The organism is Mesorhizobium sp. WSM3864, from assembly GCF_002294955.1.
Taxonomy (GTDB): Bacteria; Pseudomonadota; Alphaproteobacteria; order Rhizobiales; family Rhizobiaceae; genus Mesorhizobium.
Genome location: NZ_NSGD01000008.1, coordinates 22,491 through 47,296, shown reverse-complemented (window position 1 = coordinate 47,296; position 24,806 = coordinate 22,491). Strand labels below are relative to the sequence as shown.

Here is a 24,806-nt window from a genome sequence, read left to right as displayed (position 1 = left end):
AAGCAGAGGTTGCCATGGAAAGCCAGACCATCGTCGAAGCACTGCTGCTTGGGCTGATCGAGGGCCTGACCGAATTCATCCCGGTCTCGTCGACCGGTCACATCCTGCTCGCCGGCCATTTCCTCGGCTTCCATTCGACCGGCAAGGCCTTCGAGATCCTGATCCAGCTCGGCGCGATTCTTGCGATCTTGAGCGTCTATTTCCGCCGCCTCTGGAAGATGCTGCTCGAACTGCCGCATGACCGGCTGACAAGGCATTTCGCCATCGGCATCCTCATCGCCTTCCTGCCGGCGGCGCTCATCGGCGCGCTGGCGCATGACTTCATCAAGACCTTCCTGTTCGAATCGCCGCGCCTGATCTGCATCATGCTGATCATTGGCGGCGTGGTGCTGCTCGCCGTCGACCGCATGAACCTCAAGCCCGTCTACCGCGATGTCGAGCGCTTCCCGACCAGGCTTTACCTGCAGATCGGCCTGTTCCAGTGCCTGTCGCTGATACCCGGCACCTCGCGCTCCGGCTCGACCATCGTCGGCGCGCTGCTCTTGGGCGTCGACAAGCGCGCGGCGGCGGAGTTTTCCTTCTTCCTCGCCATGCCGACCATGGTCGGGGCCTTCGCCTTCGATCTGTTCAAGAACCGCAACGTGCTGACCTCGGCCGACCTGCCGATCATTGCCGTCGGCTTCATCGCCGCCTTCGTCACCGCGCTCTTCGTGGTGCGCTTCCTGCTCGATTACGTCTCGCGCAGGGGCTATTCACTGTTCGGCTGGTGGCGGCTGGTGGTTGGCGGGCTCGGACTGGTGGCGCTGATGATCTGGGGGTGAGCTTACCTCCCCACAACTGCGGAGGGTGAGCCCCTCAATTCCGCCCATAAAACGCATTCTCGACATGCACCGGCCAGCGCCAGGGCAGCACCGCCACCATGTCGAAGCGTACCGACAGCCGGCCATAGTCCGGCTGTCGCGACAGCCAGAGGTCGGCGGCACCCTCGATGCGCCGTTCCGAGGCGTGGGCGATCGCTTCCATCGCCTCCATCAGCGTCCGCCGCGCCTTGACCTCGACGAACAGTACAAGGTCGCCGCGCCTGGCGATCAGGTCGATCTCGCCGAGCTTTGTGCGATGGCGGCGCGCAAGGATGCGATAACCCTTCAGCATCAGCGCCAGCGCCGCCAGCCATTCGCCGCGATGGCCGCGCCGATAGGCTTTTCGCCGATAAACGACGGTGCGCTCAGCCACCGCCGTCCGCCTTCAGCTCGATCAGCCGGCGGTAGAGCGCCTGTTTCTGGCCACCGGTCATTTTCGCCGCTTCCGCCGCCGCTTTGGAGGCCGGCATTTCGGCGGCTAAAGACAACAGCAGCCGGTCGATGTCGGCCGGCTGGTCCTCGGCCGCCTCCGGCGGGCCGACGCAGACCACGATTTCGCCTTTGGGCGTCTCGGCCGCCGCGTAGTGATCGGCAAGCTCTCCGAGCGTCCCCGTTCGCATCTCCTCAAACGCCTTGGTCAGCTCGCGGCCGATCGCCGCTTTGCGCGCTCCGCCAAGCACTTGCACCATCGCGCCAAGCGTCTCGGCCAGCCGGCGCGGCGATTCATAGAAGATGAGCGTCGCCGGCACCTGCCTGAAGCTTTCGAGCTTGGTGAGCCTCTGGCCTGCCTTGACCGGCAAGAAGCCGGCGAACAGAAAGGCGTCGGAAGGCAGGCCGGAAGCGGTCAGCGCGGCAAGCGCCGCCGACGGTCCGGGCACCGGAATAACGCGGATGCCGCGCTCCAGCGCCTCGCCGACCAGCCGGTAGCCGGGATCGGAAACCAGCGGCGTGCCGGCATCCGAGATCAGCGCCACGCTCTGTCCGGCAGCGAGCGACTCGATCAGCCTCGGCCCGGCCTCGGCGGCATTGTGCTCGTGATAGGCCGTGGTGCGCCGGCGAACGCCGTAGCGTTCGAGCAGCACGCGCGAGACGCGCGTATCCTCGCAGGCAACGATGTCGGCGCCGGCCAGCGTCTCCAGCGCACGCAGCGTGACATCGGCGAGATTGCCGATCGGCGTCGCCACCAGATAGAGCGCCGGCTCCAGCGGCCGCGCCGCAATCTCGGTCTGCCCGATCACATAACTGCGTTTGTCGCCGGTCAATTGAGGCCCTCCCCACGCGCCACTGTTTGCCACGGCTGATCTGCGGTTGCAAAACGTGATGGCGACGCGGGGGAATCGCCATGCCTTTGCCACGATGCGGAACCAAACCGCGTAAGGCGGATTTTACCCCTGATTCCCGAGGAGGAGGACAGGATGGACAGCCTGATCATTCAAGACGCTTTCACGCCCTATTATTCGGGCTGCAAGCGCTTTGCCGGATCGGAGAAGGCTGCCGGTTCGGAGAATCGGGAACCTTCCGCCAGAACAAAGGACAAGGAAGTGATGAAGCCGCTTCCAAGCCCCGCGGTTCAAGACGCCTCGACCGAAACCGAAAGCACGACGGAGCACTGACCGGACGATGCCCAATCGCTTCGACATTTTCATCACACGACTCGAAAGCAAGACCGCCCGCGAGGGCATTCCTTCCCATCCGATCGCCGCCCAGCACGGGAACCGCCGCGACAAGACCGACCTGAAGCAAGGCCGTTCCGGCGGCGCGCATGCGGAAAAGGATCGCGGGAAGCACCGCCAGAAGCACGACGCCTAGAGCAGTTGCGACGCTTCGCGATCTCTCGCCTCATCCCAGGCGGAGCGAGGAGCGAAGCGCCATGCTTGGCGCCTGACGCCATTCAGCCCAGATATTTAGTGACCTTCGCCTCGAGCAGCCGCACCAGTTCCGGATCCATGAACGCATAGTTGTCCGGGATGTCGAGGCAGATCACCCGTGCCCGCATCAGGCTTGACCGGAACTTCTTCTGCAGCTTGACTCGATGCGCCTTCTCCATGACGAAGATGATCTCGGCCCACGCGACCAGCTCATGCGTCAGCGGGTTGTCCGCGTCGTGATTGGTGCCGGCCGATTCGACCTCGAGGTCGCGGCGCCTGGAAAACACCTGCTCGGCGGTGGCGCTGCGCAGGCGGTTCTGGCTGCAGACGAAGAGAACCTTTTTCACCGCGCGAGGTCTGCCACCACCGCATCGAGCACGATCATGCCGGCGGTCGTGGCGCGGAGGCGGGCGTTGCCGACCGGCGCCACCAGCCCCTCTTCCTGCAGCACCGACAATCGGTCGCTCGCCAGACTACGCCCGGCAAGCGTCTCGTAGCGCTGGAGGTCGATGCCTTCGGCCAGCCGCAGCCCCATCAATAGGAACTCGTCGGCTTCTTCGGCGCGCGTCAGCACCTCGCCGCCGGTGACGCCATGGCCCCTGGCTTCGACCAGGTTGGCCCAGGTCTCAGGCATCTTTTGCGCGACCGTCACGGTGCGGCGGCCGTCCTCGACGAAGCGGCCATGCGCGCCCGGTCCGACGCCGACATATTCGCCGTAGCGCCAATAAGTCAGGTTGTGCCGGCTTTCCGCGCCCGGCCGCGCGTGGTTGGAGATTTCGTAGGCCGGAAGCCCGTGCGCCGCGGTCACCTCCTGCGTCAGCGCGTAGAGGTCGGCGGCATGGTCGTTGTCGGGCAGGACGAATTTTCGCGCTGAGTGGAGTGCATGGAACGGCGTGCCCTCCTCGATGGTGAGTTGATAGAGCGACAGGTGGTCGGCGGCGTGGCCGATCGCCTGTTCAAGCTCTGAAGCCCAAGCCTCCGGCGTCTGGCCGGGCCGCGCATAGATCAGGTCGAAGGAGAGCCGCGGAAAGATTTCCCGCGCCAGCCCGATGGCGTGCAACGCCTCCTCGACATTGTGCAGCCGGCCGAGGAAGCGCAGGTCCTTGTCGTTCAGCGCCTGCACGCCGAGGGAGACACGGTCGACGCCGGCCGCCCGGTAACCGCGGAAGCGCTCCGCCTCGACCGAGGACGGATTGGCCTCCAGCGTCACCTCGATCCCGGCAGGCACCGTCCAGTTCTTCGCTACGGCTTCCAGAACCGCTGACACCGTTTCCGGCTTCATCAGCGACGGCGTGCCGCCGCCGAGGAAGACGCTGGTCACCTCGCGCGGCCCGGTGCGGGCGCGCATCGTCTTGAGCTCCGTCTCGAAGGCCCGCGCAAAACGCTCCTGGTCGACCGGCTGGTGGCGAACGTGGCTGTTGAAGTCGCAGTAAGGGCATTTGGCCGCGCAGAACGGCCAATGGATATAGACGCCGAAGCCGGGGCTGCGGTCGAGCGGCATGGTCTGGCCTGTCCCAATCATTTTGACCCGAGCCGCGCCGGATCCAGCCGCGCCAAATCCAAGCGGGCCTGGGCAAACTTCTGGAAGGCGCGGGCGCGGTGCGACAGGGCTGTTGCCTGGCCGGGCTTCCAGCCATGCTTTTGCTCGGCGCTCATCTCGCCAAAAGTCTTGGCGAAGCCGTTGGGCAGGAACACCGGATCGTAGCCGAAGCCGAGCGTGCCGCGCGGCGGCCAGACCAGCGTGCCTTCGGCCTCGCCGCGGTAATATTCGGCCTCGCCATCGGGAAAGGCGAGGCAGATGACGGCGACGAAACGGCCGGTGCGCTGCGCCGGCTCGGTCGCGCCGACCTCCTGCAACGCCACTTCGGTGCGCTGCATGGCCATGCCGAAATCGCGTGTGCCGTCCGCCGTCTCGGCCCAGTTGGCTGTGTAGACGCCGGGCGCCCCGTCGAGCGCGTCGACGCAGAGCCCCGAATCGTCCGACAGCGCCGGCAGGCCGGTGGCCTTGGCGGCGGCATAGGCCTTGATATAGGCATTCTCCTCGAAGGTCGTGCCGGTCTCGTCCGGTTCCGGGAGGCCGTAATCCTTGGCCGACTTCGCCTCGAAGCCGAACGGGGCCATCAAGTCGGCGAATTCGCGCAGCTTGCCTTCATTGTGGCTGGCGACGACGATCTTTTGTCCGTTCAAAGAATGCATTCAGAGACCCCAGATCCTTGGTTCGGCGAACTCGATCGAATTGCCCGAAGGGTCGCGGATATAGATCGAATGTCCGCCCTGCGGCCACTCGAAATCGCTTTCGATGGCGATGTTCTTGGCCGCCAGATGCTTGCGCCATTCGGCAATCTCGGCCGCAGTCGCGGTGAAGCAAAGATGCCCCTCGCCGACCGTGCCGTGCGGCGGCACCTTCAGCCTGGCGTCGGGCGCCGGCGGAATTTTCGTCGCCTCGGCATTGAAGATGAGCAGCACGCCGTTGCCGCAGCGGAAGAAGACGTGGCGGCCTTCGACCTTGCCCAGCGGATCCAGGCCGAGGATGTCGCGGTAGAAGGCTTCGGCAGCGGTTAGGTCTGTGACGTAGAGCGCTGATTCCAGAATCGCGGAGGGAGTCACGAAGCACCCCCCTCTGCCCTGTCGGGCAGATGGCCGGCAGGCCAGAGGGGGGTGCCTAGGCTCGGCATTCGAAAACCTACGCCACCGCCATCTGCTGCAGGCTGACCAGCCGAGAAATACCCTTCTTGGCCAGTCCCATCAGTGCCGAAAACTGCTCTTCGGAGAAGGGCTCGCCTTCCGCCGTGCCCTGGATCTCGACGATGCCGCCCTTGCCGGTCATGACGAAATTGGCGTCGGTGCCGGCCGAGGAATCCTCGAGATAATCGAGATCGATGACCGGCTGTCCGTCATGGATGCCGCAGGAGATCGCCGCGACATGGTCCTTGAGCACCTTGGAAACGCTGGCCATCTGGCGCGCTTCCATCCAGCGCAGGCAATCGTATAGCGCCACCCAGCCGCCGGTGATCGAGGCGGTGCGGGTGCCGCCGTCGGCCTGGATGACGTCGCAGTCGACGGTGATCTGCTGTTCGCCCAGCGCCTGCAGGTCGACAACGGCGCGCAACGAACGACCGATCAGCCGCTGGATCTCCAGCGTGCGGCCACCCTGCTTGCCGGCGGAGGCCTCGCGGCGCATCCGCTCGCCCGTCGAGCGCGGCAGCATGCCGTATTCGGCCGTAACCCAGCCCTTGCCGGAATTGCGCATCCAGGCCGGCACCTTTTCCTCCAGGCTCGCCGTGCACAGCACATGCGTGTCGCCGAACTTCACCAGGCACGAGCCTTCGGCATGCTTGGAGACGCCGCGCTCGAAGGAGATGGCGCGCATTTCGTCGGGCTGGCGTTTGGAGGGGCGCATTCGGCCTTCTTTCCTATCGTTTTGGATTCGTCGGCGGCTTGTAGACGCATGCGATGGATGGCGCAAAGGAAAAGGGCGCCAAGGAAACTCCGCGCAAAGGGAAAATGGCCCGGGTTGCGCCAGGGAGGCTTAAGTCTATATCTTCCAATAGGAGGTTTTTCGCTGGAATGAACAAGGCAGTCGATCCCGCATCGCAGCCGCCCGTGCTTCAGTCGCTCGACATGCGCTCGCGCGACATCTTCCGGCGGATTGTCGATTCCTATCTGCGCGACGGCGAGCCGGTCGGCTCGCGCAGCCTGTCGCGCATCCTGCCGTCGTCGCTGTCACCGGCCACCATCCGCAACGTGATGAGCGACCTCGAGCATCTGGGGCTGATCTACGCGCCGCATATCTCGGCCGGGCGCCTGCCGACCCAGACCGGCCTGCGCTTCTTCGTCGATGCCTTTATGGAGCTCGGCGATCTGTCGGACGACGAGCGCCGCGTCATCGAGGCGCAGGTGCGTGCCTCGGGCTCGGGCGCGACGCTGGAGCATATGCTGACAGAGGCCAGCCAGATGCTCTCCGGCATGTCGCGCGGCGCCGGCCTGGTGCTCGCCGCCAAGAACGAGGTGGCTCTGAAGCACATCGAGTTCATCCAGTTGGAACCCACCAAGGCGCTCGCCGTCCTCGTGTCGCAGAGCGGCGATGTCGAGAACCGCGTTGTCGACCTGCCGGCCGGTATCACCGTCTCGCAGCTGCACGAGGCCTCGAACTTCCTCAACGCCCATATCCGCGGCCGCACGCTGGCCGAGGCCCGGGTCGAGATCGCGCGCATCAAGGACGAGACCAGGGCGGCTCTCGACACGCTGTCGCAGGAACTGGTCGAGAAGGGCCTCGCGGTCTGGGCCGGCGCCGAGAGCGGCCTGCCGGCGCGCCTCATCGTGCGCGGCCGCGCCAATCTTCTGGAAAACGTCACCGCCCAGGCCGATCTCGAATTGCTGCGCCATCTGTTCGAGGATCTGGAAACGCAGGACGGACTGCTGCAGCTCCTCGACCTCGCCGAGGAAGGTCCGGGCGTGCGCATCTTCATCGGCTCGGAGAACAAGTTGTTTTCGCTGTCCGGTTCGTCGCTCGTGGTCGCGCCCTATCGCGACAAGGATGCGCGCGTCGTCGGCGCGCTCGGCGTCATCGGCCCGACGCGATTGAACTATGCCCGCATCGTCCCGATGGTCGACTATACGGCCCAGTTGATTTCGCGCATGCTGAGGTAGGCGAGCGGGAAACGTCGCAAGGAGGGTGGAAATGGCGCTGGAATCGTTCAAGGCCCAGATCAGCCTGCTGCTCGAGGAGATGGTGAACCAGCCGGAAGACGATCACGAGATCCAGGAGCTACTGCGCGAGAAGCTCAGGGAAATGCGCGCCATGGGCCTGCCGCTGCCGGCCGATCTGGTCGCGCTGGAAAAGCAGCTCGACGACGATCTGGATATCGAAGAGAGCTGAACTGCCGGCGTTTCCCGTCAAAATCCGCATGCCCGGCTTCTCTTTTGGAAAGCCTGCCCGATATTCGCTGTCTGGTTGCTGATGCACGTTGGCGAATAACGGAGAACAGCATGATACGCATTGCCGGCCTTGCCGCCCTCGCTTTGTTCCTGGCCTCCGGCGCCGTCGCGCAGCAGGCCGACCAGCCCCTGCTCACCGGCAAAAAGGCCTTCGGTGACTGGAAGGCCGACCGGCCCGGCGTGCGGCGCCTCATCAGGCCCGACGATCTCCCGAAGCCGAATGTCGCCGAATCCGCCTCGAACGGCGGCGGTGTCACCGATCGCCCCGAGGATGCCACGCCAGCCCTCCCACTCGGCTTTTCGGCCGAACTGGTGGCTTCGGGCATCAGCAGCCCGCGTGTCGTGCGCACGGCGCCGAACGGCGATCTCTTCGTCGCCGACAGCAGGGCGAACCAGGTCCGCGTCTATCGACTGGCCGAAGGCAGCGCCAAGCCCGCCGAGAAGTCGGTCTTTGCCAAAGGCCTGACCCGGCCCTACGGCATCGCCTTCTATCCGCCGGGCGACAAGCCGCAATGGGTCTATGTCGCCAACAGCAACAGCGTCGTCCGCTTTGCCTATCGCGACGGCGACCTCAAAGCTTCGGGCAAGCCCGAAACGATCGTCTCGGACATCCCGTCGAGCCATCACTGGACGCGCGACATCGCCTTTTCGCCCGACGGCAAAACGCTCTATCTCTCGGTCGGCTCGGGCTCGAATACCGCGGAGGGCATGGGAGCGAGGCCGAAGGGCGGCGTCGAAGAATGGGCGAGATCGGCACCGCTCGGCGCTACCTGGGGCGCGGAGGAAGGCCGAGCGGATGTGCTCGCTTTCGATCCTGACGGCAAGAACCGCAGGATGGTCGCCACCGGCCTGCGCAACTGCTCGGGCATGACGGTGCAGCCGGCCACGGGCGCGCTCTGGTGCGTCGTCAACGAACGCGACGAGCTCGGCGACAACGTGCCTTTCGAATATGCGACTGCCGTCAAGGAGGGAGCCTTCTATGGCTGGCCCTGGTACTATATCGGCGACAACGAGGATCCGCGCCACAAAGGCGCGCGGCCCGATCTCGCCGGCAAGGTCACGGTGCCGGACGTGCTGATCCAGGCACATTCGGCGCCGCTCAACATCGCCTTTTACGAGGGCGGCAACTTCCCGGCCGACTATAAGGGCGACGCCTTCGTCACCCTGCACGGCTCGTGGAACCGCAATGTCCGCACCGGCTACAAGGTGGTGCGGCTGAAGTTCAAGGACGGCAAGCCGACCGGCGAGTATGAGGATTTCGCCACCGGCTTCGTCATCGCGGACGATGCGGTCTGGGGCCGGCCGGTCGGTGTCGCGGTGGCGAAGGATGGATCGCTGATCCTGACCGAGGACGGAAACGGCACGATATGGCGCGTCACCTACGGCGACGGCCGGTCCTGAAGCGGCGCTGGTGCAACCGAATCCGGCCGCAAGGCAATTAACGCCGCCCCGACGCCGTGGTAGGAGGCCGCCGCTCTGGATCCCGATCTCGGGATAGCGTTGGGTTCAAACCATGACACTGACAGGATTTCTCGCCTACAGCGCCGCCCTCGGCGTCGCCGCCGCCATTCCAGGCCCCGGCGTGACTGCGCTTGTTGCCCGCGCGCTCGGCTCCGGCTTCCGTTCGTCGCTGGCTATGTCGTTCGGTCTCATGCTCGGCGACATTACCTACCTCACCGCCGTCGTGCTTGGCCTCGCCTTCGTCGCCCAGACCTTCGGCATGGTGTTTCTCGCCATCAAATGGGCGGGCGTCGCTTATCTCGCCTTCCTTGCCTGGCGCTTCTGGACGAGCGGCATCTCGCCCGAAACGGTCGAGGCGCGGAAGAGCAAGAGCGGCCTGGCGTCGAGCTTCATCGCCGGGCTGACGGTGACGCTCGGCAACCCGAAGACGATGATCTTCTATCTCGCCATCACGCCGACCATCGTCAATCTGAAGACGATCACGCCGGCCGACTACGGTATCCTCGTCGCGCTGACCGTCGTCGTCCTGTTCGTGGTGCTGGTCCCCTATCTGGCGCTGGCTGCCAAGGCGCGCTGGTTCCTGAAGTCGCCGCGCGCGCTGAAGGTGCTGAACCGCACCGCCGCCGGCTTCATGATGGGAGCGGCAGCCGCCATCGCGGCCCGTCAATAAGGCCCATTCTCAACCGGCCCCCATTTCGGGGAAAGCGTCCCCAAAACGGGCCGATCCAAAAAATGCATTTCCGGCGCGGGGAGGTTTTCAGCAATCGCCCCACTCGGAAATTTTGGGCGAGCAGCCTATCTTGCGCGGCTGAAAGCCTTATTCTGTTTGCCTATGCCTTTGCCTTGGGAGCGAAACCAATGAACAAGCCCGTCACCTCCGCGCGCGTCCCCGGCCGCGGCCGCATCTTCAACTCGATCACCGAGACGATTGGAGACACGCCGCTGGTGCGGCTGGATAAATTCGCCAAGGAGAAGGGCATCGTCGCCAACCTGCTGGCCAAGCTCGAATTCTTCAACCCGATCGCCTCGGTCAAGGACCGCATCGGGGTCTCGATGATCGAGGCTCTGGAGGAGGCCGGCAAGATTGCGCCGGGCAAGACCACGCTGATCGAGCCGACCTCCGGCAACACCGGCATCGCGCTGGCCTTCGCCGCCGCCGCCAAGGGTTACAAGCTGATCCTCACCATGCCGGAGACAATGTCGGTCGAACGTCGCAAGATGCTGGCGCTGCTCGGTGCCGAATTGGTGCTCACCGAAGGCCCGAAAGGCATGAAGGGCGCCATCGCCAAGGCCGACGAGCTTGCCGCGACGCTGCCCAACGCCATCATCCCGCAGCAGTTCGAGAACCCGGCCAATCCGGAAATCCACCGCCGCACCACGGCGGAGGAGGTCTGGAACGACACCAATGGCGAGGTCGACATCTTCGTCGCCGGCATCGGCACCGGCGGCACGATCACCGGCGTCGGCCAGGTGCTGAAGAAGCGCAAGCCTTCGCTGCATGTGGTGGCAGTCGAGCCGGAAGCCTCGCCGGTGCTCTCCGGCGGCCAGCCCGGCCCGCACAAGATTCAAGGCATCGGCGCCGGCTTCGCGCCCAAGATCCTCGACACCACGATCTATGATGAGATCGTCAGGGTCTCGAACGAGGATTCGGTCGCCAATGCGCGCCTCGTCGCCCGCCTCGAAGGCGTGCCGGTCGGCATATCGTCGGGTGCCGCGCTGCAGGCGGCGATCGTCGTCGGCTCGCGGCCGGAAAACAAGGACAAGAACCTCGTCGTCGTCATTCCGTCCTTCGCCGAGCGCTATCTCTCGACGATCCTGTTCGACGGGCTGGGGGCCTAGGCGCTCATAGCTCGAGGAATGTCTTCAGCCCCTCACGGTCGTAGTCCCAGGGCGAAGCAGGAGCGAAGCTCCGTCGCGTCGATCCTGGCATCCACGCCGTGACCGTGGCCAGGAAATGCCACGGTCCAGAATGGATACCACCCGTCTTATCCGAGATTAACGGAGCCGCTGTTCCTCCGCAGAAAGACCCGCAAAGCTTGTGACGTGGAGACGTCGCGGCATGGATCCTCGGGTCTGCGCGCGTCGCTTTGCTCCTTGCTCCGCCCGCGGATGACGAAGTCGGGAACGCCACAGCCAATCTCAAGAGCTTGCGGCCAGCGGCGCTCCCGGGATGATGCAAGCTGGATCGCTCAAAAAGCGTCTGTGGCAAGCGGAGCCCGGCTTGAGGAAGGCGCCGCTTCCGGTTCAAATCGCCGCCGGCCTCGAATCGGCCGGCGGGAGGATTTTATGTACAAGCTTTACACGCGTCCCGGCAGCGGCGGCTTCGTCGTCGAGGCGGCCCTGGCCATGGCCGGCGCGCCTTTCCGGCAGATCGACGTGCCGAAGAAGGATCCGCCCGATCCGGCTTTCCTCGCCATCAGCCCGTTGAACCAGGTGCCGGCGCTGACATTGCCCGACGGTCGTTCGATGACCGAATCGGCGGCGATCTGCATCCTGCTCGCCGAGCGTCATCCAGAAGCGCATCTGGCGCCGCAAGCGGGCTCGCCGGCGCGCGCCGATTTCCTGCGCTGGATGGCCTTCATGTCGTCGGCGCTCTATCCGGCGATCCTGAGGCTCTATTACCCCCACCGCTACACGGCCGACGCCGATAGCGTGCAGGTGGTCAAGGAGGCGGCTATCGCGGAAATGGATCGCGGCTTTGCCATTCTCGACAGCGCGCTCGCCGACCGTGAGTGGCTGGCCGGTGAGGAACTTTCGCTTGCCGACATCTATCTCGTGATGCTGGTGGCCTGGCATCCCGACACCAAGAGCGCTCGCGTGGCCTGGCCGAACATCGAACGGCTGTGGGGCAAGTTGCGCCAGCATGCGATCATGCGGAAACTGAACCTTTCTCATGAGATGTGGCCGCAGGACTAGTTGCGAGAACTGGTGTCTCGCCTCAGTTGCGGACCAGCTTCCCCCGCTCGGCCTGCAGGAAGCGGCGCAAGGCCGGATCGCGCTCGAGGCCGATCGCCCGGCCATAAGCCTCGGCGGCCTCGGCTGTCTTGCCGAGCCTGGCCGAGAGCTCGGCCCGCGCCGCCCAATAAGGCTGGTACTCGCTAACCCGCTTGTCGCCGCCGATCTCGTCGAGCGCGGGAAGACCCTCGGCTGCGCCCTCGGCTTCGGCGATCGCCACGGCGCGGTTGATCGCCACCACCGGCGAACCGGCAATCGCCATCAGCGCGTCGTAAAGCTGGCGGATCGCGGCCCAGTCGGTGCGGCCGCTCCGCCGCCTTGCCGTGTGCGCCGACTGGACCGCAGCCTCCAATTGGTAGCGGCCGATGGTTCCCCTGATCGCGGCGCGCCTGAGCAGCGCTTCCGCCTCGTCGATCAGCTTGTCGTCCCAAAGCGCCACGTCCTGCTTCGCCAGCGGCACGAAGTCGCCGTCGGGGTCGCGGCGTGCCGTGCGCCGCGCTTCGGCGAAAAGCATCAGCGCCAGGAGCCCGAGCGTTTCCGGCTCGTCCGGGATCAGCGACGCGACCAGCCGGCCGAGCCAGATGCCTTCCGTGGCCAGGTTGCGCCGGCGCGTCTCGGTGCCGGCCGGATCCGACCAGCCCTCGGCGAAGGTGGCGTAAATCGCTTCCAGCACCGCCTCGAGCCGCTCGCCGAGCTCGGCCCGCTCCGGTACCCGGAAGGGGATGGCGGCCTCGCGGATGCGGCTCTTGGCGCGCACCAGGCGCTGGCCCATCGTCGTCGGCGAGACCAGAAAGGCCGAGGCGATGGTTGCGGCGTCGAAGCCAAGCACGGTCTGCAGGATCAGCGGCGCGCGTACGCTGGCCTCGATCGCCGGATGTGCGCAGGCAAACATCAGCCTCAGCCGCTCGTCGGGCAAATCCTCGTGCGTCATGCGCGCCTCCGCCTCTTCGGCAATCAGTTGCAGGTGGCCGCGGGCCGCCTCGCCGGTCAGCCGCCGCCGCACGGCGTCGACGTCGCGGCGGCGCGCCACCGCCAGCAGCCAAGCCTCCGGCTTTTCGGGCACGCCGCTCTTCGGCCAGCGCTCCAGTGCGGCGGCGAACGCGTCGGCCAGCGCGTCCTCGGCGCCGGCAACGTCGCGCATGCGAGCAGCGAGATAGGCAACCAGCTTGCCGTAGCTCTGCCGGGCGGCCGCCTCGGCCGCCGCCCGCGCCGTCTCCGGGCGCTTGTCCATATTGCTAGGACCGGTAGTCGGTCATTTCCCAGATCGGCCGCACCTCGACCGTGCCGGTGCTGGCTGCCGGGCAGCGCGCGCCCCATTCCATCGCGGTGTCGATGTCGGTCGCTTCGATCATGTAGAAGCCGGCAAGCTGTTCCTTGGTGTCGGCATAGGGACCGTCGAGCACATTGGTCTTGCCGTCGGCGAGCCGTATCGAAGTGGCCGCCTGGGTCGGACGCAGCCTTTCGCCGGCGAGGTACGCGCCGGATTTCTTCAAGGCTTCGGTATAGGCACCGTAGGCGGCAAGCGTCTGTTCGGTCTTGTCGCGCGGCGCATTCGCCATTGCCGCTTCGTCATTGTAGATCAAAAGCATGTATCGCATCGTCTTCTCCGTTTTCTCGAAGGCCGCGTCGTCGCGGGCCGACCTATGTCGTGCGGCCACGGCCGATTTCGACAGGCGCCGCGAAAATCTTTCGCCTCCAAAGCAATCGAGCGCAAGCCGGCGCTTTCGCCACCCCTCGATCGTTCGTCTAATGGCTGCAATTGCGGGTTGGCATTTGGCGTCTCCTGTCTAAACTCCCAGCTTCGCGCCGGCAGAGGCGGCGCGGCGCGACCATCAGGAGGAGGAAACCAAATGCTCGATTTCAGGACGAAATTTGTTGCCGCCGGCGCTTTGGCATTGTCGCTCGGCCTCGGCGCCATGTCGGCCGGGGCACAGGAATTCATCACCGTGCTGACCGGCGGCACGTCGGGCGTCTACTATCCCCTCGGCGTCGCGCTGTCGGAAATCTACGGCAAGGGCATCGAAGGCGCCCGCACCCAGGTGCAGGCAACCAAGGCATCCGTCGAGAACCTCAACCTGCTGCAGCAGGGCAAGGGCGAGATCGCCTTCGCGCTCGGCGATTCCGTCAAGCTCGCCGCCGAAGGCAACACCGAAGCCGGCTTCCCCGGCAAGCTCGACAAGCTGCGCGGCATCGCCGCCATCTATCCGAACTATATTCAGATCGTCGCCAGCAAGGAGTCCGGCATCAAGACCCTCGCCGACCTCAAGGGCAAGAGCCTGTCGGTCGGCGCGCCCGCCTCCGGCACCGAGCTCAACGCCCGCGCCATCTTCGCCGCCGCCGGGCTGAAATATGAGGATCTTGGACGGGTCGAGTACCTGCCATTCGCCGAGTCGGTCGAGTTGATCAAGAACCGGCAGCTCGACGCCACGCTGCAATCGGCGGGCCTGGGCGTCGCCTCGATCCGCGATCTGGCAACTTCGGTGCCAATCAACGTCGTCGCCGTGCCGGCCGAGGACATCGCCAAGATCGGCTCGCCCTATCTTTCGGTGATCATTCCCAAGGGCACCTATGAGGGCCAGACCGAGGATGTCGCCACCGCCGCGGTCGGCAATTTCCTTGTCACCCGGGCCGATGTTTCCGACGAGACCGCCTATCAGATGACCAAGCTGATGTTCGAGCATCTCGACCAGCTCGCCGCCGCCCATGCCGCCGCCAAGGCGATCGATCCGGCCAAGGCGCTGGACGGCATGCCGGTGCCGCTGCATCCCGGCGCGGAGAAATATTACAAGGAAAAAGGGCTGATCAAGTAAGCGAGGATGGCGCGGCAGTCTGCTATGGAGCGCGTCGGATGAGCAAAGCAACGTCTGGAACAACGACCGACGGCAATTCGACCACTTTTCATCTCCCTGTCGCCGAAGAACAGGTCGAAGGCCTGCCGCCGGGCTTCGGCGGCGGCACCGCCGGCAAGGCAGCCTTCCTGATTGCCGTCGCCTTCTCCGTTTTCCAGATCTACATCGCCGCCTATGGCAGCCTGCCCAGCCAGGTGGTGCGCGCCATGCATGTCGGCTTCCTGCTGCTGCTCGGCTTCGGCCTGATCGCCAACCTGCGCGCCACCGGCGTAGCGGCGAAGGCCGCGTTCTGGTCGCTCGGCGCGCTCGGCTTCGGCACCGGCCTCTACAACTGGGTCTTCTACGCCGACCTCATCCGTCGCTCCGGCTTCCTCACCACGCCGGACCTGATCGTCGGCACGCTGCTGGTGGTGCTCGTCTTCGAAGCGGCAAGGCGGCTGATGGGGCTGCCGCTCGCGGTGATCGCCTTCATCTTCCTCGCCTATTGCTTCGTCGGCAATCACCTGCCGCCGCCCTTCATCCATCGCGGCTACGATTTCGCCCAGCTCGTCGACACCTTCGCCTTCGGCACCGAAGGCATATACGGCACGCCGGTCTATGTCTCGGCGGCTTACATCTTCATCTTCGTCGTCTTCGCCGCCTTCCTCGAACGCGCCGGCATGATCGCGCTGTTCAACGATTTCGCGCTTGGCCTGGTCGGCTCCTGGCGCGGCGGTCCGGCCCAGGTCTGCGTGCTCTCTTCGGCGTTGATGGGCACCATCTCCGGTTCGGGCGTCGCCAATGTCGTGGCGAGCGGCCAGTTCACCATTCCGCTGATGAAGCGCTTCGGCTTCCGCTCGGCCTTCGCCGGCGCCGTCGAGGCAACGTCCTCGATGGGCGGCCAGATCATGCCGCCGGTGATGGGCGCGGTCGCCTTCATCATGGCCGAGACGCTGAACGTCCCCTACGCCGAAGTGGTGAAGGCGGCGATCATTCCGGCGCTGCTCTATTTCGGCGCCTGTTTCTGGCAGGTGCATCTGGAGGCGGGCAAGGCCGGCCTGCACGGCATGGCCAAGGCTGAGCTGCCCAATCCCTGGGACGCGGTGCGGCAGCACTGGCCGCTGGTGCTGCCGCTTGCCGTGCTGGTTTACCTGCTCTTCGCCGGTTATACGCCGATCTTCGCCGGCACCATGGGCCTGGCGCTGACCATCGTGCTGATCCTCGGCACGCCGCTGGCGGCGCTGATCGGACCGTTCGCCTTCCGCGTCGTCTTCTGGCTGGCGCTCGGCCTTGCCGCCGCCTCCTTCATGCGCTTCGGCGTCAACATCCTCGGCCTCGTCATCGCGGCGCTCATTGTCGCCTGCGTCACTTTCAAGGGCGGTCGCGAGACGCTGCGCATCTGCGTCGAATCGCTTGCCGAAGGGGCAAAGAACGCGCTGCCTGTCGGCATCGCCTGCGCCATCGTCGGCATCGTCATCGGCACGCTGACGCTGACCGGCATCGCTTCGACCTTCATCGGCTGGATCATCTCCATCGGCGAGAACAATCTGTTCCTGTCGCTGCTGCTCACCATGCTCACCTGCCTGGTGCTCGGCATGGGCATCCCCACCATCCCCAACTACATCATCACCTCCTCGCTCGCCGGCCCGGCGCTGCTGTCGCTCGGCGTGCCGCTCATCGTCAGCCACATGTTCGTCTTCTATTTCGGCATCATGGCTGATCTCACCCCACCAGTGGCGCTCGCCGCTTTCGCCGCGGCGCCCATGGCCAAGGAAAGCGGGCTGAAGATCGGCATCCAGGCGACCAAGCTCGCCATCGCCGGTTTCGTCGTGCCGTTCATGGCCGTCTACACGCCGGCGCTGATGCTGCAGGATGCAGGCCCGATCGCGGCTTCGTTCGGCTATCCGGTCGAGGTCGCCTACATCGTCGCCAAAGCCTGCATGGGCATCGTGCTCTGGGGCGCCGCCGCCGTCGGCTTCCTCGCCCGCCGCATGGCCTGGTGGGAGCGCCTGGTCGCCTTCGCCGCCGGCGTGCTGCTGGTGGCGGCGCTGCCGCTCACCGACGAAACCGGCTGGGCGCTGGCGCTGCTCTGGATCGGCTGGCACTGCTGGCGCGCGCGCCAGGCATCCGCGGCCGGCCCTGCATGAGCCTGTGCATCCTCGCAGCCGGCAAGACGGTGACGCTTGCCGTTGCCGCCTTTACCTTGTCCTGGACGCATTCGGTGGAACGGACGCGCTGGCAGGAGGACTGGAAGGTGACGCCGGCAGGTCTGCGCGTCGTCGAAGCGCGCGTCAAGGGCTCCGGCGCCGGCATGGAGCCGCCGGATGGTTCGGTGCTGCGGGACGGCTGGTGGGTCTATGCTCCCAGGGTCCGGTCACAGCCGCGTCTGGTGCTCGCCGCATCCGGCGCAACCGGGGAAGGCTGGACCTTGTGCACGGTCACGAGTTGCCTGGAACTTGGCGGGACGGCCGGGGATTCGGTCGTGCTCGAAGCCTGCGCGGGTTCGAGCCAGCCGCGATAAAATCCGCGTCGCGATCGGCACGAGCCTGGACTTGGTGCCGCCTCGTCCTTTGCAATAGGCCTCGGCCTTGGCGAGCGAGCGGCCGGCGACGAGCAAGGTCAGACGCGGCTCGCTCTCCAGCAACTGCACGATGCGTCCGCCGAAGGTGCCGTAGCCGCGGACAATCAGAAGCTTCATCCGACCCTCCGATCTCAACTGATCAGCCGCTGCCGCAGCTCGGCGGAGGGGATCTCGCAGCTGTGTTTGCGGCCGAACAGCGCATAGCGGTTCTTGGCGATGCGGTCGTACAGCCAGTCGCGCAGCGGCCGCGGCAGGACGAGCAGCAATCTCGCGGCGCGCCACGGCCAGCCGAGCGCCGCCATGACGGCGACGAAACTGTCGAGCTTCGTGAAGGCGGCGCCGTCGATGATGGCGAGGTTGCTGTCGTAATCCTCGGTCGGCAGGCCGTGCTCACGAAACAGCGCCTCGCCGAGCGGCGATTGCGCGGTGGCGAAGCGGAAGCGTTTGTTCCGGTCGATCTTGAGGACGATCTGGACGAAGCCCGAGCAGAACACACAGACGCCGTCGAACACGAGCAGCGGCTGGCGGGCATCGTAAGCTTGGCCTGGGAGAAGGGGACGTTTCTGTTCGGACAGGTCGGTCATGTCGGCCCCGGCTGCTTGTGCCCCTAGGCACTAAGCTAGGGGACACTAAGCCAGCCGGCGGCGGCGTCAAAGTCGCGGCGTTGTCGCACGCCTGCCGTCGATGACGGCGGGGCGCTCGTCACGATAGGTCGTGGCGCGGGTGTCGGCGACCGGCTTGCAGATCCGGCTGTTGTGGCGGCTGTCGAGCATCGTGGTCAGTGCGTGCCGATGCCGAGCGAGTTGCCGCGGCGTGCGCAGGCCGGGCCCGGGCCGCGCATGTAATAGCGCTCGGGCCGATAGGTCGGCGCGACGAATTCGCGGATGGCGGCGGCATAGCCGGCGATGTGGTTCCAGAAGTTCATTTTCCCTGTCCCTGTCCCGTTTTCGGATGTCCCTTCCGAATTGCGGGGATCATAGCTTCGAGGCGTGAATAGTCGGTGAACGCCATGTTAATTTCTGGTCCGAAACGCGTTGCATCGTGGCCGGAATGCGGCTGATTCGCGGTCTTTCCACGCCTTTTGTCGCGTTTCCGGCTCGTGTGACTTTTGCATCACATATGTTTCGTCTCGATGTCGCTTGGGCGCGCTTCTGTTTCACGCATCGAAGGGTGGCTTGAAATTTCCGTGCGGCGTCGTCCGCCGGCAGGAACCTGCCCTGCGCGGTGACGTTGATCGATCAAGGCCGGGGCCGAACCCGGCCGCGTTGGCGGCGGACCGGCCGCGCAACGTCCGGACAACACCAGACATGGAAGGCAACCGCCATGGGTTTCTTTTCGAAAGACATCAAGACGCTGGACGACCTCTTCGTCCACACGCTGCGCGACATCTACTATGCCGAAAAACAGATCGAGAAATCGCTGCCGAAGATGATCGACAAGGCGACGGATTCGCAATTGAAAGCCGGTTTCGAGAAGCATCTCGCGCAGACCAAGGGCCACATCGAACGGGTCGAGCAGGTATTCGAGCTGCATGGCGTCAAGGCCAAGACCGTCAACTGCCCCGCCATCGACGGCATCCTCGAGGAGGCTGACGACGTGAGCGGCGACGTGGAGGACAAGGAGGTCCTCGATGCCGCGCTGATCGCCTCGGCTCAGGCCGTCGAGCACTACGAGATAACGCGCTACGGCACGCTGATCGCCTGGGCCAAGCAGCTCGGCCGCAGCGACTGCGCCAATGTGCTGGCCAAGAACCTCAAGGAAGAAGAGGCGACCGACCGCAAGCTCACCGAGATCGCGGAAAGCAAGGTCAACCTGCAGGCTGCCGAATAGCTAGTTGTGAGCCCGAAAGGCCGGCGGACAGCCGCCGGCCTTTCGCCTGCCCGGAACCGAAGCGGAGCCTTCGCCGTTGCGATGGCACCCGCCTGCCAGGGAGGTCGCCGTGGCGTCTACGTCCAGGCGCAGATCCGCATAGGAGCACGATGTCATGGCCGGCCTCGAGCAATACCACGCCAAGCGCGATTTCCGGAAAACCTCGGAGCCGGCCGGCCAGCTCGCGCCCCGCAAGAAGACCGACGGCGGCGGCATCTTCGTTGTCCAGAAGCATGCCGCGACGCGGCTCCACTATGACTTTCGGCTCGAGCATGATGGCGTGTTGTGGAGCTGGGCGGTCACGCGCGGACCGAGTCTCGACCCGCACGAGAGGCGGCTGGCGGTGCATGTCGAGGACCACCCGATCGACTATGCGTCTTTCGAGGGCACCATTCCGAAGGGCGAATATGGCGGCGGTTCCGTCCTCGTCTGGGACGAAGGCCGGTGGATCCCCGACGGCGACCCGGCCAAGGGGATGAAGAAGGGCCATATCGACTTCGAGCTCGAAGGCCAGAAGCTCAACGGTCGCTGGCATCTGGTCAGGCTGAAGCCCCGCCCGCGCGAAAAGCGCGACAACTGGCTGCTGATCAAATCCAATGACGTCGCCGCCCGCCCTGGTGAAGACATACTTGTAGAGGCACCGCAATCGGTAAAGTCGGGCTTGACCATCGAGGAGATCGGCGAAGGCAAGACGGCCAAGGGCGCCAAACCAAAGGTCTGGCATTCCAACAAGCCGGCTGCAGGCAAGGCAAAATCCGCACGCCTCGAATTCATCGAGCCGCAGCTGGCGACGCTCGAAAAGAATGCGCCTTCCGGCGAGGAATGGGTGCATGAGGTGAAGTTCGACGGCTACCGCATGCAGGCGCAGATCGCCGGCAGCGATGTCCGGCTGCTGACCCGCACCGGCCTTGACTGGACGAAGAAGTTCGAAGGTCCGGTCGTGGCCGAGCTTGCCGGACTGAAATGCCGCGACGCCATCATCGACGGCGAGATCGTCGTGTTGGCCGACAGCGGCGTGTCCTCCTTCGCCATGCTGCAGGCGGATCTCTCGGCCGGCCGCACCGACCGCTTCATCTACTACGTCTTCGACCTGATGCGGCTTAATGGCGAGGACCTTCGCCGCGAGCCGCTGGTCGAGCGCAAGCAGGCGCTGGCCGAACTGCTCGGCGAGCGGTCGGAGCAATCCGCCGTCCGCTTCAGCGATCATTTTGCGGAACCCGGCAGCGTCATGCTGCAGCACGTCTGCCGCATGGGTCTCGAAGGCGTGGTGTCGAAACGCGCCGACGCGCCCTATCGCAGCGGCCGCGGCCTCGCCTGGATCAAATCGAAATGCACGCTGCGCCAGGAATTCGTCATCGGCGGCTACTTGCCGTCGGACAAGACCGGGCGCGGCCTGCGCTCGCTGCTGGTCGGCTATCATGAAAGCGGCAGGCTCAACTATGCCGGCCGCGTCGGCACCGGCTTTTCCGGCAAGGTGGCTGCGGACCTTAAGAAAAAACTCGACAGCCTCAAGACGACGAAGTCGCCTTTTTCTGCCGCCGTGCCGAAGGGCAAGGGCCTCGTCTGGGTCAAGCCCGAGCTTGTCGGCGAAGTGGAGTTCCGCAGCTGGACATCCGACCATATAATCCGCCACGCCTCGTTCCAGGGGCTGCGCGAGGACAAGCCGGCGGAGGACGTGGTGCAGGAAAAGCCGAAGCAAGCCGACGGCAAGACAAAAAGCGGAGCAAAGGCGAGCAGCGGCAGGACCGAGACAAAAACCTCGGCCGGAACGGCGAAGACCTCGGTGAAGCTGTCGCATCCCGACAAGCTGCTGTGGCCCGACGAAAAGGTCTCCAAGCAGGATCTCCTCGATCACTACGCCCTGGTCTGGCCGCGAATTGAGCCATTCGTCGTCAACCGGCCGCTCAGCCTTGTGCGGGCGCCCGACGGCATCCATGGCCAGCGCTTCTTCCAAAAACATGCCTCACCGGGCATGAGCGACAAGATCGCCAGGATGAACGATCCGACCGACGGCGAGGAGATCTTGTTCATCAGGGATTTCGACGGGCTTGCAGCCCTTGTCCAATACGGCGTCGTCGAGGTTCATATCTGGGGCTCGACCGTCGACGAACTGGAAAAGCCGGACCAGATCATCTTCGACCTCGATCCGGACGAGGGCATCGGGGTCGAGGCGGTGCGTGCCGCTGCCCTCGACATCCGAGCCAAGCTGAACGACCTGTCGCTGCCGACGCTGGTCAAGACGTCGGGCGGCAAGGGCTATCACGTGCTGGTGCCGCTCAAGCCCTCCGCCGAATGGGACGAGGTGAAGGACTTCGCCCATGATTTCGCCCGCGCCCTGGAGCAGGCCGCGCCCGACCGCTACACGGCGACGCTGTCGAAGAAGGCGCGCACCGGCAAGATCTTCGTCGACTACCTGCGCAACGGCCGCGGCGCGACCACGGTCGCGCCCTATTCCTCGCGCGCCAAGAAGGGCGCGACGGTGTCGATGCCGGTGACCTGGCTGGAGATCGAGAAGGGCCTGCCGCCCAATGCGTTTCCGCTCGGCGACGCCACGACGCTAAAGCAGCTGAAGAAGGCCGATCCGTGGGCGGATTTCTTCAAGCTGGGCAAACCGCTCAAACGGGCTTAGCCAACAGCCGAGCCGGCCAGTCCGTCACGCCAGAAATACCCTCTCGAACTTCTGCTTGCCCTTCGGCGAGAACACCACAGCGCGGCTGTCCTTGTCGCGCCGCGCCCATTTTTCGACGATGACCTTGTCGAGGATGGCGGCGCCCAGCGCGCCGGCCAGATGCGAGCGCCGCACGCTCCAGTCGAGGCAGGCGCGGCAGATCGGCCGCTTCGCTTTGCTGTCGATCTCGATGCCGAGCGCGGCGAAATGCGAAATGGCTGACGGCGACAGCCTGATCTCGTTCTCCTGGCGCAGCAGCAGCTTCCGGTCGACCAGACGGTCGAGCATCGCCACCGCCTGCTCGCCGGCAAGATGGTCGTAGCACACCCGCGCCACGCGCATGGCCGCGTCGCGCGGGCCGGGCCGCACCCGCTTCGGGCCGACCGCCTCGGCGACGCCGATGATCGCCTCGAGCATGCCCGCCACCTGCGGGCCGGCAAGGCCGTAGTAGCGATGCCGGCCCTGGCTCGCCAGCGTCAGCAACCCGCCGTCCATCAGCTTGGACAGATGCGAGGACGCGGTGGGCAGCGACACGCCGGCTTCAAGCGCCAGCTCCGACGCGGTCAGCGCCGTGCCGCCCATCAGCGCGTTGAGCATGTTGGCGCGGGCCGGGTCGCCGACCAGGCTGGCGATGCGGGCGATATCGGGTCCTTCACGCATAGTTCGATCCTCATCGAAGCATCCCCGTGAGGGAAGCACTATTCTCGGGCGAGCTCAAGGAGCGCGGCAAACGCTGCTGACACCAGAACGTCTAGCACAGCCGGTGAAGCGATGTTTCGACCGTGGTCGAACCGTCGCCGCCAGCAAGCCCACCGACCCAGTAAGCCAACCGACGAGGAGACCGAAATGACCGTCACCTGCTTCATCCGCTACGAGATCGACCCTTTCGGCAAGGCCGCGTTCGAGCAATATGCGCGCGCCTGGGGACAGGCCATTCCGCGCTGCGGCGCCGAGCTGATCGGCTATTTCGCGCCGCATGAGGGTTCGGCCACCACGGCTTACGCGGCCTACAATATCGAGAACCTCGCAGCCTACGAAGCCTATCGCGCGCGGCTTGCCGCCGACCCGGCCGGCAAGGCAAACTATGAGTTCGCGCGGCGCGAGAAATTCATTCTCAAGGAAGACCGGATCTTCCTGAAACTGGTCTCGGCACCGCATGGCCCGAGGCAGGTCTTTCGCACCGACGTAACGGTCAAAGAAGGGATAGAGGCATGATCGCCGTCATCTTCGAAGTCGAGCCGGCGGAGGAAAAACGTGACGCCTATCTTGGCATCGCCGCCGAGCTCAAGCCCCTGCTCGACGGCATCGATGGCTTCATCTCGGTCGAGCGCTTCCAGAGCCTGACAGATCCGAGGCGCGTGCTCTCGCTGTCCTTCTGGCGCGACGAGGAAGCCGTCAAGGCCTGGCGCAACACCGAGGAGCACCGGCAGGCGCAGAAGGCCGGCCGTGGCGGCATCTTTGCCGGCTATCGTCTGCGCATCGCCCATGTGGTGCGCGATTACGGGCTAAATGAAAGGGCTGAAGCGCCCGAAGACAGCCGCATCGTGAATGGGTGAAACGCGGCTCTCCCTTCCCCTGTGGGCCTGATGCGTAATTGGCCCGCAAGGGGAGAAGGAGGGTCGACCCTCACGCATTGCCGATCAGCACACCCGCTCCGAACACCAGCGCGCCGCCCAGCACCACCTGGAAGGCGGCGCGCCAGAACGGCGTCTGCATATAGCGGTTCTGGATGAAGGCGATCGCCCACAGTTCGAAGAACACGACGATCGCGGCAACGATCGTTGCCGTCCAGAAATAGGGAATGAGATAGGGCAGCGCGTGGCCGAGTCCCCCCAGCGTCGTCATGATGCCGACGGTGAGCCCCCGCTTCACCGGCGAGCCGCGCCCCGAAAGTTTGCCGTCGTCGGAAGCCACCTCGGTGAAGCCCATCGAGATGCCGGCGCCGATCGAGGCGGCGAGGCCGACGAGGAAGGTCTGGAAGGTTGCATGGGTGGCGAAGGCGGCGGCGAAGATCGGCGCCAGGGTCGACACCGACCCGTCCATCAGCCCGGCCAGCCCCGGCTGCACATAGGTGAGGATGAACTGGCGCTGCTCGGTTGTCGCTTCCTCCTCCTTCACCTCGCCCGGGACGTGCTCTTGTTCGAGTTCATGCGCGGAGTTCTCGTGGCCGAGTTCCGCCGCCGCCAATTCGTCGAGCAGCTTCCGGGTCGACGCATCGGTGGTGCGCTTGGCCGCCTCGACATAGAAGCGATAAGCCTGCCGCTCCATGTCCTCGGCCTGACGGCGCACATGCTCGATGCCGAGCGGCCGCACCAGCCAGTCGGGCTTGCGTTCGTAGTAGCCTCGCACATGCTCGCGCCGGATCAGCGGGATGCGCTCGCCGAAGCGCTTGCGGTGAAGCTCGATGAGGGAATCGCGGTGGCCGTCTTCCTCCTCCGCCATGGCCTCGAACACCTTGGCCGATTGTGGAAACTCTTGTGCCAGCCCGTCGGCATAGGCCCGGTAGATGCGTCCGTCGTCCTCCTCCGACGAAATCGCCAGCGCCAGGATTTCCTGCTCCGACAGCGAATCGAAGGAGCGGCGGCCAAAGCCGAAAACACGGGAAAGCATGAGAAAATCACCCTAGTTTAGAACGATTCTAAACTAGGGAATCGTTTGCCGAGGGTCAATCGCGAACGCCGCGGGACAGGCAGAATTCGTCGATCCAGCTTTCCGCTTACACCCTTCATTATTGCCGAATGTTCACCTATATGGAACGCATCGGCCAAAACGAAGGAA

General features: G+C 65.2%; 29 protein-coding genes. 16 read left to right on the top strand and 13 right to left on the bottom strand.

Annotation, left to right across the window (positions count from 1 at the left end; translation table 11 throughout):
* Positions 1-14: 14 nt before the first annotated feature.
* Positions 15-821, top strand: coding sequence for an undecaprenyl-diphosphate phosphatase (locus tag CK215_RS17915; RefSeq protein ID WP_095831715.1), 807 nt, complete (start codon positions 15-17; stop codon positions 819-821).
* 34 nt (positions 822-855) lie between these two features.
* Here CK215_RS17915 and CK215_RS17910 read toward each other — a convergent pair whose 3' ends face one another.
* On the bottom strand, positions 856-1,233 hold the full coding sequence (locus CK215_RS17910; RefSeq protein ID WP_067003215.1) for a YraN family protein: 378 nt from the start codon (positions 1,231-1,233) through the stop codon (positions 856-858).
* Positions 1,226-2,122 (bottom strand): 16S rRNA (cytidine(1402)-2'-O)-methyltransferase, encoded by an 897-nt coding sequence (rsmI, locus tag CK215_RS17905; protein WP_095831714.1) that lies wholly within the window; start codon positions 2,120-2,122, stop codon positions 1,226-1,228. The genes CK215_RS17910 and rsmI overlap by 8 nt, the downstream gene beginning before the upstream one ends.
* A 153-nt stretch (positions 2,123-2,275) precedes the next feature.
* On the opposite strand from rsmI, the gene CK215_RS17900 reads away from it, so the two are divergent.
* Together CK215_RS17900 and CK215_RS17895 are read left to right on the top strand one after the other, a co-directional pair.
* The gene (locus CK215_RS17900) at positions 2,276-2,473 is read left to right on the top strand and encodes a hypothetical protein (protein ID WP_095831713.1); all 198 of its coding nucleotides are present in this window, start codon (positions 2,276-2,278) and stop codon (positions 2,471-2,473) included.
* 7 nt (positions 2,474-2,480) lie between these two features.
* Complete coding sequence (locus CK215_RS17895) at positions 2,481-2,669, top strand: hypothetical protein (RefSeq protein WP_095831712.1); 189 nt, start codon at positions 2,481-2,483, stop codon at positions 2,667-2,669.
* Between the two features lie 82 nt (positions 2,670-2,751).
* Here CK215_RS17895 and CK215_RS17890 read toward each other — a convergent pair whose 3' ends face one another.
* The 5 genes from CK215_RS17890 to rph all read right to left on the bottom strand — a co-directional run bounded on the left by CK215_RS17890 (position 2,752) and on the right by rph (position 6,128).
* The gene (locus CK215_RS17890) at positions 2,752-3,075 is read right to left on the bottom strand and encodes a low molecular weight protein tyrosine phosphatase family protein (RefSeq protein ID WP_095831711.1); all 324 of its coding nucleotides are present in this window, start codon (positions 3,073-3,075) and stop codon (positions 2,752-2,754) included.
* Positions 3,072-4,250 (bottom strand): radical SAM family heme chaperone HemW, encoded by a 1,179-nt coding sequence (gene hemW / locus CK215_RS17885; protein ID WP_095831710.1) that lies wholly within the window; start codon positions 4,248-4,250, stop codon positions 3,072-3,074. The genes CK215_RS17890 and hemW overlap by 4 nt, the downstream gene beginning before the upstream one ends.
* The gene (gene rdgB, locus CK215_RS17880; RefSeq protein WP_095831709.1) at positions 4,247-4,924 is read right to left on the bottom strand and encodes an RdgB/HAM1 family non-canonical purine NTP pyrophosphatase; all 678 of its coding nucleotides are present in this window, start codon (positions 4,922-4,924) and stop codon (positions 4,247-4,249) included. The genes hemW and rdgB overlap by 4 nt, the downstream gene beginning before the upstream one ends.
* Positions 4,925-5,335, bottom strand: a complete 411-nt coding sequence (locus tag CK215_RS17875; RefSeq protein WP_067003201.1) for a VOC family protein — start codon at positions 5,333-5,335, stop codon at positions 4,925-4,927.
* Between the two features lie 76 nt (positions 5,336-5,411).
* Complete coding sequence (rph, locus tag CK215_RS17870; RefSeq protein ID WP_067003199.1) at positions 5,412-6,128, bottom strand: ribonuclease PH; 717 nt, start codon at positions 6,126-6,128, stop codon at positions 5,412-5,414.
* A gap of 167 nt (positions 6,129-6,295) precedes the next feature.
* On the opposite strand from rph, the gene hrcA reads away from it, so the two are divergent.
* The 6 genes from hrcA (at position 6,296) to CK215_RS17840 (ending at position 12,043) form a co-directional block, all read left to right on the top strand.
* A complete protein-coding gene (gene hrcA, locus CK215_RS17865; RefSeq protein ID WP_067003197.1) occupies positions 6,296-7,378 on the top strand; it encodes a heat-inducible transcriptional repressor HrcA in 1,083 nt (360 codons plus the stop codon).
* 31 nt (positions 7,379-7,409) lie between these two features.
* The gene (locus tag CK215_RS17860) at positions 7,410-7,607 is read left to right on the top strand and encodes a hypothetical protein (RefSeq protein ID WP_067003314.1); all 198 of its coding nucleotides are present in this window, start codon (positions 7,410-7,412) and stop codon (positions 7,605-7,607) included.
* A 110-nt stretch (positions 7,608-7,717) separates the two neighbouring features.
* On the top strand, positions 7,718-9,067 hold the full coding sequence (locus CK215_RS17855; RefSeq protein ID WP_095831708.1) for a sorbosone dehydrogenase family protein: 1,350 nt from the start codon (positions 7,718-7,720) through the stop codon (positions 9,065-9,067).
* A 112-nt stretch (positions 9,068-9,179) separates the two neighbouring features.
* Positions 9,180-9,797, top strand: a complete 618-nt coding sequence (locus tag CK215_RS17850) for a LysE family translocator (RefSeq protein WP_095776782.1) — start codon at positions 9,180-9,182, stop codon at positions 9,795-9,797.
* A 188-nt stretch (positions 9,798-9,985) separates the two neighbouring features.
* A complete protein-coding gene (gene cysK, locus CK215_RS17845) occupies positions 9,986-10,966 on the top strand; it encodes a cysteine synthase A (RefSeq protein WP_095776783.1) in 981 nt (326 codons plus the stop codon).
* A gap of 447 nt (positions 10,967-11,413) precedes the next feature.
* Positions 11,414-12,043, top strand: a complete 630-nt coding sequence (locus tag CK215_RS17840) for a glutathione S-transferase family protein (RefSeq protein ID WP_095831707.1) — start codon at positions 11,414-11,416, stop codon at positions 12,041-12,043.
* Between the two features lie 22 nt (positions 12,044-12,065).
* Here CK215_RS17840 and CK215_RS17835 read toward each other — a convergent pair whose 3' ends face one another.
* The gene (locus CK215_RS17835; protein ID WP_095831706.1) at positions 12,066-13,313 is read right to left on the bottom strand and encodes a DUF6596 domain-containing protein; all 1,248 of its coding nucleotides are present in this window, start codon (positions 13,311-13,313) and stop codon (positions 12,066-12,068) included.
* A 4-nt stretch (positions 13,314-13,317) separates the two neighbouring features.
* Positions 13,318-13,680, bottom strand: a complete 363-nt coding sequence (locus tag CK215_RS17830; RefSeq protein WP_067003312.1) for a YciI family protein — start codon at positions 13,678-13,680, stop codon at positions 13,318-13,320.
* A gap of 252 nt (positions 13,681-13,932) precedes the next feature.
* On the opposite strand from CK215_RS17830, the gene CK215_RS17825 reads away from it, so the two are divergent.
* Genes CK215_RS17825 through CK215_RS17815 form a run of 3 tightly spaced genes read left to right on the top strand, consistent with a single transcriptional unit; the run spans position 13,933 to position 17,431 of the window.
* Positions 13,933-14,892, top strand: coding sequence for a TAXI family TRAP transporter solute-binding subunit (locus CK215_RS17825; RefSeq protein ID WP_095782044.1), 960 nt, complete (start codon positions 13,933-13,935; stop codon positions 14,890-14,892).
* Positions 14,893-14,930: 38 nt separating this feature from the next.
* Positions 14,931-17,057 (top strand): TRAP transporter permease, encoded by a 2,127-nt coding sequence (locus tag CK215_RS17820; RefSeq protein ID WP_095831705.1) that lies wholly within the window; start codon positions 14,931-14,933, stop codon positions 17,055-17,057.
* Positions 17,054-17,431, top strand: a complete 378-nt coding sequence (locus CK215_RS17815) for a DUF1850 domain-containing protein (RefSeq protein ID WP_095831704.1) — start codon at positions 17,054-17,056, stop codon at positions 17,429-17,431. Before CK215_RS17820 ends, CK215_RS17815 begins: the two co-directional genes overlap by 4 nt.
* A gap of 191 nt (positions 17,432-17,622) precedes the next feature.
* Here CK215_RS17815 and CK215_RS17810 read toward each other — a convergent pair whose 3' ends face one another.
* On the bottom strand, positions 17,623-18,075 hold the full coding sequence (locus CK215_RS17810; RefSeq protein ID WP_067003179.1) for a DCC1-like thiol-disulfide oxidoreductase family protein: 453 nt from the start codon (positions 18,073-18,075) through the stop codon (positions 17,623-17,625).
* A gap of 194 nt (positions 18,076-18,269) precedes the next feature.
* Positions 18,270-18,416 carry a hypothetical protein gene (locus tag CK215_RS17805; RefSeq protein WP_082980733.1) on the bottom strand — a complete coding sequence of 49 codons (147 nt, stop codon included), beginning with the start codon at positions 18,414-18,416 and terminating at the stop codon, positions 18,270-18,272.
* 398 nt (positions 18,417-18,814) lie between these two features.
* Here CK215_RS17805 and CK215_RS17800 point away from each other — a divergent pair, with 398 nt between their 5' ends.
* Together CK215_RS17800 and ligD are read left to right on the top strand one after the other, a co-directional pair.
* Complete coding sequence (locus CK215_RS17800; protein ID WP_067003177.1) at positions 18,815-19,321, top strand: ferritin-like domain-containing protein; 507 nt, start codon at positions 18,815-18,817, stop codon at positions 19,319-19,321.
* A gap of 154 nt (positions 19,322-19,475) precedes the next feature.
* Positions 19,476-21,989, top strand: a complete 2,514-nt coding sequence (gene ligD / locus CK215_RS17795) for a DNA ligase D (RefSeq protein ID WP_095831703.1) — start codon at positions 19,476-19,478, stop codon at positions 21,987-21,989.
* A gap of 24 nt (positions 21,990-22,013) precedes the next feature.
* On the opposite strand, the gene CK215_RS17790 is transcribed toward ligD, so the two are convergent.
* On the bottom strand, positions 22,014-22,688 hold the full coding sequence (locus tag CK215_RS17790; RefSeq protein WP_095831702.1) for a winged helix-turn-helix domain-containing protein: 675 nt from the start codon (positions 22,686-22,688) through the stop codon (positions 22,014-22,016).
* Between the two features lie 186 nt (positions 22,689-22,874).
* On the opposite strand from CK215_RS17790, the gene CK215_RS17785 reads away from it, so the two are divergent.
* Together CK215_RS17785 and CK215_RS17780 are read left to right on the top strand one after the other, a co-directional pair.
* Positions 22,875-23,243, top strand: coding sequence for an NIPSNAP family protein (locus tag CK215_RS17785; RefSeq protein WP_067003171.1), 369 nt, complete (start codon positions 22,875-22,877; stop codon positions 23,241-23,243).
* The gene (locus CK215_RS17780; protein ID WP_095831701.1) at positions 23,240-23,584 is read left to right on the top strand and encodes an antibiotic biosynthesis monooxygenase; all 345 of its coding nucleotides are present in this window, start codon (positions 23,240-23,242) and stop codon (positions 23,582-23,584) included. Before CK215_RS17785 ends, CK215_RS17780 begins: the two co-directional genes overlap by 4 nt.
* Positions 23,585-23,654: 70 nt before the next feature.
* Here CK215_RS17780 and mbfA read toward each other — a convergent pair whose 3' ends face one another.
* Positions 23,655-24,638 carry an iron exporter MbfA gene (gene mbfA / locus CK215_RS17775; protein WP_067003167.1) on the bottom strand — a complete coding sequence of 328 codons (984 nt, stop codon included), beginning with the start codon at positions 24,636-24,638 and terminating at the stop codon, positions 23,655-23,657.
* Between the last annotated feature and the right edge of the window lie 168 nt (positions 24,639-24,806).